The following is a 7,553-nucleotide window of genomic DNA, read 5'->3' on the forward strand; positions in this document are numbered from 1 at the left end:
CGCCGGCCGCCGCCCCGGATCCCCGCGCCGGGCTCCGCCATCCCCCGCCGCCCGAACCCCGGCGCGAGGGAGGAACCGCGCGCCGGCATGGGACGCCGGGCGGAGGGGACTGTCCGCCGATCCACCCAGGGAAGGGAGGGCCCATGCGGGCGAGGCGGATCTACCTGCTGGACCCCAGGCGGTATCGTCCGGAGGTCATCGCGGTGGCCTTCGCCCGAACCAGCCGCAGCCCTGAGCCCTTCGATGCCATCGCCGAGGCCCTGAACGACGAGGCCGCCGCCCGTTTCCATGAGAAATGGGTGATCGGCTACGGCCATGCCTCGGTCGCCGAGCACGCCGTCCTCCACATCGCCTTCGAGAACATCTCCCGCCTGGCCGCCGAGGCCATCGAGGGGGTGCGGCTGGCCTCCTTCACCGAGAAATCCACCCGCTTCCAGGTCCTGGACCGCGAGGCCTTCTACGTCCCCCCCGAGATCGCCGCCTCCCCCTTTCTGGAGGCATACCGGGCGGCGGTCGAGCGCCTGTTCGAGACCTATCACGCGGCCCTGGAGCCAGTGGGCCGGGTGGTGGCCGCGTGGCTCCCTCGCCGCCCCGACGAGGGGGAGAAGGCCTACCAGATCCGCCTCCGGATCCGCGCCATGGACGTCTGTCGCTACCTGCTGCCGACGGCCACCCTGACCAACGTCGGGATGACGGTCAATGCCCGGGCGCTGGAGCACGGTCTACGCAAATGGCTCTCCCATCCCCTGGCCGAGGTCCGGGAGATCGCCGAGGCGGCGCGGGCCGTCGCCCGTCAGGAGGTGCCCACCCTGCTGAAATACGCCGAGCCCAACGCTTACCTCCAGGCCAGCGCCGCGCAGCTGCAAGCGTGGGCGGCGGCCTTCCCGGAGGCCCCCGCACCCCACGACGCGGTGCGCCTGATCGCCTGGGACCCGGAGGCGGAGGTCCGTTTTGTGGCCGCCTGCCTGTATCGGTTCCGGGCCGTCAGTTTCGAGGCGGCCATGGCCTGCGCCCGCTCGCTGCCCTCCGAGGCCCGGCGGGAGGCCCTGGAGGCTGCCCTGGGCGGCCGGAGCCCCTTCGACGTCCCCTTGCGGGAACTAGAGCACATCGTCTACACGTTCGATTGCCTGATGGACGAGGGCGCCTACTATGATCTCAAACGCCACCGGATGATGACCCAAACGCCCCAGCCGTTGACCACGGCTTACGGTTACGCGATCCCGCGGGCCATCGAGGAGGCCGGGCTGGGCGGGCGCTACCGCGCCGCCGTGGAGGCGGCGATGGAACTGGCTGAGGCCATGCGGCCGACCGTGGGGGAGGCCGCTGCTTACGTGCTGCCCAACGCCGTCTACCGGCGGGTGTTAATGACCATGAACCTGCGGGAGGCTTATCACCTGTGCCGGCTCCGGGGCGGCCCCAACGGCCACTTCGCCTACCGCTACATCGCCATGCGCATCTACGAGGCCATCCGATCCGTCCATCCCGCCCTGGCCGCCTACATGGGATGCGCGGACTACCCCCCGGCCGAGGAGATCGCCGCGACCTTCGGCGGCGTCGCCCACCCGCCGGCGGAGAACCGCGAGCCCACCGGGCGGGGCGCCGACCGCCGACCGTCGCCGGTGGAAGATCTATCCTACGGAGGCCCACGATGACGGATCCCCGTATGCAGGCGCTGGACTACGTGCGTCGGAACCGGGACCGGTTCCTGGAGGAATTGAAGGACTTCCTCCGCATCCCCTCGGTGTCGACCGACCCCGCCCACCGGCCCGATGTCGAACAGGCCGCCCGCTGGGTGGCGGAACGGCTCCGGGCCGCCGGGGTCGACCCCGTGGAGATCCTGCCCACCGACGGCCATCCGGTGGTCTACGGGGAGGCACGCTCCCCTCACCCAGAGGCCCCCACCGTCCTGATCTACGGCCACTATGATGTGCAACCGCCAGATCCCCTGGACCTGTGGACCAGCGGCCCCTTCGAGCCGAGGGTGCAAGGGGAGAACCTCTACGCCCGGGGGGCCTCCGATATGAAGGGCCAGATGATGGCCACCATCGCCGCCTTCGAGGCGGTCGCCCGCAGCGGACCCCTGCCGGCCCACGTGAAGTTCCTCATCGAGGGCGAGGAGGAGATCGGCTCCCCCCACCTTCCCGCCTTCCTCCAGGCCCACCGGGACCGGCTGGCGTGCACCGTCTCCCTCAACCCCGATTCGGGAATGATCGCCCCGGACACGCCCACCATCACCTATGGGCTGCGGGGGCTGGCCTACTTCGAACTGCGGGTCTACGGCCCCAGCCACGACCTGCACTCCGGCCTCTACGGCGGCGTGGTGCACAACCCGGCCCAGGCCCTCTGTGAACTCATCGCCGGCATGCACGACGCCGAGGGGCGGGTGACCCTCCCTGGCTTCTACGACCGGGTGCGCCCGCTGACCGAGGAGGAGCGCGCTGAACTGGCCCGCCTGCCTGTGGATGAACGGTTCTACCTGGAGCAGACAGGGGCCCCTGCCCTGTGGGGTGAGGCCGGCTACACCCCTGTGGAACGCATCGGGGCCCGGCCCACCCTAGAGGTCAACGGCCTCCTCTCCGGGTTCACCGGGCCCGGCGCCAAGACGGTGCTGCCGGCGGAGGCCCGCGCCAAGATCTCCATGCGACTGGTGCCCGACCAGGATCCTGAGGAGGTCTATCAGCAGTTGCTGCGCTACCTGGAGGAACGCGCGCCGAAGACCGTGCGCTGGGAGGTGATCCGCATGGCCGGCGTGCGAGCGGTGCTGACCGACCGCAACCACCCGGCCGTGCAGGCCCTCCGCCGGGCCCTGGAGACCGTCTGGGGACGACCTCCGGTCTTCAAACGGGAGGGAGGGACCGTCCCCATCGTCACCCAACTGAAAGAGATGTTGGGAGTGGAATCCGTGCTGACCGGCTTCGGGCTGCCCGACGACAACCTCCACGCCCCCAACGAGAAACTGCATCTGCCCACATGGTCCCGCGGCCTCGAGGCCTTGGTGCACTTCTTCTACAACTACGGGGTGACCTGAGCCGCAGGGATCGGAACCCGACGCCGCGCCCGACCGAAACGGCCCCGGCCCAGGGACGGGCCGGGGCCGTTGTTCCGGGGGGACGGCTACATGCTCCGGGCGTTGTAGCCGGGCCCTTCCTTGTAGAACTTGTAGTTGAAGGGGATGTCCTCCCGGAGGTTGACCACCTCGCCCCCCTTGGCCTCGTAGCGCTCGATGTCCCCTGGGGCCCGCATGATGACCCGGACCTGGCCGGGCTTCATGGTGTAGGCTTCGGGGACCTCGTCCTCGGGGAAGATGGCCTCATACGGGCACTCCGGGACACACGCCCCGCAGTCGATACAAGTGTCCGGATCGATGTAATACCAGGGCCACTGGTCCTCAGGCTTGCCGGGGACGATGCATTCGACGGGGCAGACCTGGGCACACGCGCCATCCCGCAGACACAAACTGGTGATGATGTGCGTCATCGCTGCCCTCCTGGCTCAGGGTCTCAGATGAGGATCCAAGGTCCAGGCCCGGCCATCCCGCCTCGGATGACGCCAGACCTCCGCTGAACATTCGCGGCCATTCTATCTGAGGGAGGCACGCCCTGTCAACCGCCGTCGCTCCAGCGCTCCCGGAGGGATCCGACGGCTTTCCGTCCGTCTTCCCCGCATGCCATCATGGAGGCATCTTCGCCCGCGCAGATCGATCCCGCAGCCCTGGCCCAGGAGGTCCCGACCGATGGACCGCGCCACGCTCATCCGACGGATCCAGGAGGAACGAGAGCGGCTGCTGCAGGCCCTGGAAGGCCTCTCCCCCGAAGAGATGACCGGGGAGCCGGTCTTCGGGACATGGACCGTGAAGGACATCCTGGCCCACATCGCCGTCTGGCAGGGCCGCCTGATCACCCACCTCTTCATGCTGGAGCAGGGACGGCGCCCCAAAGACCTGATCCTCTCCAAGGCCGAGGTGGACGCCCTCAACGAGCGCTTCTACCGCGAACAGAAGGACCGGCCCCTGGAGCGGGTGCTGGCCGATTTCCACGGGACCTTCCGGCAACTGCTGAAACGGCTGGAGCGCTTCTCCGACGAGGACCTCGCCCAGCCCGGCCGCTTCCCCGGCCTGAGGGAACCCCTCGCCCAATACATCGCCGCCGAGACCTTCGAGCACGACGCCGAGCACCGGGCCGACATCGAGCGCTGGCGCCAACGTCGGGCCCCTTCACCCCCGCCGTGAAGCGACTCCGCCTCAACCGACCGTCACTGTGAGGGACCATCCCATCTCTTGGTGCGGCGGCAACAGGCCAAAGGCCCCCCATTCCCGCATCGCCAGGCCCAGATCGTCCGGCGCCCCCAGGCACGGTTCCAGGGCCAGGTTGCGATAGGGCGGCGTCCCCGCGCCGGACCACCCTCCGGCGTTGATCCACAGCCCAAGATGGGTCAACGGCCCCCGCCAGCCGATCTCCCACCACGTCCCCTCCGGCCGCATCAGCCGCGCCCACGCCGCCGCCGGCCGAAGGAAAACCTTGAGGGCCCAGCCCCCCTCCGGATCGGGCTCCTGCACGTTCAGGCGGCCGCCACGGACCGGAAGCCAGGGCCATTCCAAATCCGCGGCCGTCGGCTCAATCCCGATGGCCGCGGCCACCCGGCCCCGCGCCGGCCCGGGGATCAACAGCCGGGTCCCCGGGAGCAAGGGGAGGAGGGGATGGGCTGCCCACAGGAAGTAGAACGTCTCCGGGGAGCGATTCGTCAGGCGGTAATGCAAACGGACCGTCGGGCGCTCAGGCTCCAGGATCAGAGTCCGCTCCAGGCGATAGGGGAACGCCTCCCCCTCCACCGTCCCCCGGACGAGGAGCCGGTCTTCCTCCTCCCATGCCGCCAGATCCCAGCGGCGGGACCAAACCTCCCCGTGATCCGGGATGGGCCGGCCGGCCCACGGCCCCGCCGGATACACCCCGGGCGCGATGGCGGGGAAGCACTCGTCCCATCCCCCCAGATCGAAGGCCTCCCCATAGCTCGCCCCGGGCTCCGGCCGCCGCCACGGCAGATACGGGTTCGTCCACAGCCACGAAACCCCTCGCTCCGCATCCTCCCAAGCCGCGATCTTGGCCCCCAGATCGGGAAGCAGGACCAGCCGCAGCCGCCCGTTGTCGACCCGAAGGGCCGGCAGGCCCTGGAAACGGTCCTCCCAGACGTTCAGGCGGCTCATGGGCGGCGGAAGCCTCGGGCGTCCAGTACCGGCAGCACGAAGAGGAAACCGGTCTCCGGTTCCTCGAAGCGGCCCAGGATCCGCTCGGTCTCCTGGATCAGCCCCTCGAGGTCAAAGTCGTCGGGGACCACCGAGAACAGGGTGCGATGATGGAAGGCGGCCTCTTCGCTCTCCAGGAGCCGGCGCAGCGAGGGCATCAACGGGACGTCGTCCCGCCCAACCCAGTAGCGCAAGGAGGCCATCCCGATGGTGTCGATCATAGTCACCCCGGGCACCCCCAGGGCCTCCCACGCCCGCAACACATCCCGAACCTTCTCCAGATTCGGGATCACCACCACCACACATTTCGGCATCGAGAACCTCCGCGGAAGGATTCCGGGGCTGGCTGCTCACCGGCCTCCGAAGGCCCAGCGCAACAGGATGGGAGTAAGCAGCGTGGTGGCCAGCACCATGGCCACCACGGCCACGAACTCGAAGGGCTGGAGGAACCCGACCGAGCGGCCCAGGGAGGCCAGGATCAGCCCGACCTCCCCCCGTGAGATCATCCCCAGCCCCAGGCGCCAGGCTTGAAGGGGCCGGAACCCCCCCAGCCATGCCCCCGCCCCGCAGCCGACGACCTTGGAGAGGACGGCCACCCCGATGAGGGCCAGGGTGAAGATCGCCCCCTCTACCGACATCGTTCGCAGATCCGCCCGCAGGCCCACGTTGATCAGGAACAGGGGGACGAAGAAGCCGTAGGCGGCCGGGCGCAGGCGCTCCGCGATCTGATGGCGGCTGGGATGGGTTCCCAAACCCAGGCCGGCCAGGAACGCGCCGGTGATGGCGGCCAGGCCCCCCACCTCCTCAGCAGCCCCGGCCAGCCCTAGGATGGCCACAAAGGCCAGGGCCATCAGACCCTCGCTGACCGGCTGCCGTTGGACCCAGGAGGCCAGCCGAGGGAGCAAGAAGCGGGCCAGCGCGAAGGCAAGGATCAGGAAAAGCCCCATGCGGACCAGGGCGATCAGCACCGATCCTGGCCCGCCGCCGGCCTCCCCCCCGATGCCCACCACGCTGGTGAAGACCGCCAGGGCCAGCAGGGCCAGGACGTCATCGACCACCGCTGCCCCCAGCAGGGCGATCCCCTCCGGCGAGCGCAAGCGGCCCAGTTCCAGCAACGTCTGCGCCGAGATGCTGACGCTGGTGGCGCTGAGGACCAAGCCGATGTAGATCGAGGTGGCCACGTCGCCGTGGAAGGGATAGGCGACCAGCGCGCCCAGCAGGAGCGGCATCAGCACCCCCGCCGTCCCGGCCAGCAAGGCCACCCGGCGGGCCCGCACGAACTCCTCCAGTTCGATCTCCAGACCGGCCAGCCCCATCAAAAGGATCACCCCCAGTTCCCCCAGCACAGCCACCATCCATGGGAACTCCTGGTGGTGGAAAAGAGGCCACTCGAAAACGTTCAGCAGGCTGGGGCCCAACAGAAGGCCAGCCACCAGTTCCCCCAGGATGGCCGGCTGGCGCAACCGCAGGCTGATCCCGCCTTCGCCGCAACAACCAGCAGGGCCAGCAGGACCACGAAGGCCGTCAGATGCCCCTCCATCCTCCTTCCCTCGATCCGACGTGCATTCATCTTAACACGAATCGGACCGCGCCCGCTCCCCCGCCCACCAAATTCGCCGGGGTTTCCATGGCGTTGTAAAATTAGAAGCGAGGTTAGAAAAACGTAGGAACAGGGATCGAGGGGATGGAGGAGAGGAGATGACGCTGCTGCTCACCGAGCGGGCGATGCGCGCCCTGGAGGGACTGCATCCGAAGCACCGGGAGCAGGTGATGCGACGGATCGACCAACTGGCTCGGATGCCGCGGCCGTCGCTGACCAAGATCCGGCATGATCGGGGGGAGTTGCTGTCGTATCGGGCAGGGGAATATCGGATTTATGTGACCTGGGATGCGCAGACGTTGCGCGTGGAGGACATCCGCAAGCGCAACGATGCCTACCGATGAGATCCGCAGGGAGCCTGCCCAAGGTCGAAGGGTTGACAACAGCTGACATTTTTATTATCAGCCATTTCGGCCACGAAGCTTTCCGACGGGGCACGCCCGCACGGAACCCGCCCCCTCACCGCCTGGCGGTGGGTTCGAGGTGGGCCAGCGCCCCGTTCCCACAGCCGGTGGACGGCTCGCGGGTTTTCTGCCATCATGCAGATAGAGCCGGTGAAAACCCAGCCGGCTCCGGGCGGGCCGTCCGAAGCGGCCCTACCGGGAGTTCCCCGGGAAGGGACGCCTGTGGAGATCCCTCGGGCGGCGGAACGGCGAAGGGCCGGTCTACGCGCCACGGGTCGAGGAAGCCGGAAGGGGCCGGTCATCCGTTTCG

8 protein-coding genes are annotated in these 7,553 nt (G+C 69.0%); 4 read left to right on the forward strand and 4 right to left on the reverse strand.

All coding sequences use genetic code 11. The annotated features are described in order from the left end of the window. Positions 1-143 precede the first annotated feature (143 nt). Both C4313_RS10635 and C4313_RS10640 read left to right on the forward strand, forming a co-directional pair. Complete coding sequence (locus C4313_RS10635; RefSeq protein ID WP_352429839.1) at positions 144-1,652, forward strand: FAD-dependent thymidylate synthase; 1,509 nt, start codon at positions 144-146, stop codon at positions 1,650-1,652. Continuing rightward, positions 1,649-3,028: a dipeptidase gene (locus C4313_RS10640; protein ID WP_352429840.1), complete on the forward strand. Its 1,380-nt coding sequence runs from the start codon at positions 1,649-1,651 to the stop codon at positions 3,026-3,028. The genes C4313_RS10635 and C4313_RS10640 overlap by 4 nt, the downstream gene beginning before the upstream one ends. 86 nt (positions 3,029-3,114) lie before the next feature. On the opposite strand, the gene C4313_RS10645 is transcribed toward C4313_RS10640, so the two are convergent. Continuing rightward, a complete protein-coding gene (locus C4313_RS10645; protein ID WP_352429841.1) occupies positions 3,115-3,477 on the reverse strand; it encodes a 4Fe-4S dicluster domain-containing protein in 363 nt (120 codons plus the stop codon). A 256-nt stretch (positions 3,478-3,733) separates the two neighbouring features. On the opposite strand from C4313_RS10645, the gene C4313_RS10650 reads away from it, so the two are divergent. Further along, positions 3,734-4,228 (forward strand): DinB family protein, encoded by a 495-nt coding sequence (locus C4313_RS10650; protein ID WP_352429842.1) that lies wholly within the window; start codon positions 3,734-3,736, stop codon positions 4,226-4,228. A 12-nt stretch (positions 4,229-4,240) separates the two neighbouring features. Here the strand turns inward: C4313_RS10650 and C4313_RS10655 are convergent, their stop codons facing one another. From C4313_RS10655 to C4313_RS10665, 3 genes are read right to left on the reverse strand one after another with little or no spacing between them, the layout of a single operon-like run. Next, positions 4,241-5,200: an aldose epimerase family protein gene (locus tag C4313_RS10655; RefSeq protein ID WP_352429843.1), complete on the reverse strand. Its 960-nt coding sequence runs from the start codon at positions 5,198-5,200 to the stop codon at positions 4,241-4,243. Next, positions 5,197-5,553 (reverse strand): hypothetical protein, encoded by a 357-nt coding sequence (locus C4313_RS10660; protein WP_352429844.1) that lies wholly within the window; start codon positions 5,551-5,553, stop codon positions 5,197-5,199. The genes C4313_RS10655 and C4313_RS10660 overlap by 4 nt, the downstream gene beginning before the upstream one ends. A 36-nt stretch (positions 5,554-5,589) precedes the next feature. Beyond that, a complete protein-coding gene (locus tag C4313_RS10665; RefSeq protein ID WP_352429845.1) occupies positions 5,590-6,702 on the reverse strand; it encodes a cation:proton antiporter in 1,113 nt (370 codons plus the stop codon). A gap of 235 nt (positions 6,703-6,937) precedes the next feature. Here C4313_RS10665 and C4313_RS10670 point away from each other — a divergent pair, with 235 nt between their 5' ends. Next, positions 6,938-7,183 (forward strand): type II toxin-antitoxin system RelE family toxin, encoded by a 246-nt coding sequence (locus tag C4313_RS10670; RefSeq protein WP_352429846.1) that lies wholly within the window; start codon positions 6,938-6,940, stop codon positions 7,181-7,183. The last annotated feature ends 370 nt before the right edge of the window (positions 7,184-7,553 follow it).

It is taken from the genome of Thermoflexus sp. (assembly GCF_040289485.1).
GTDB lineage: Bacteria > Chloroflexota > Anaerolineae > Thermoflexales > Thermoflexaceae > Thermoflexus.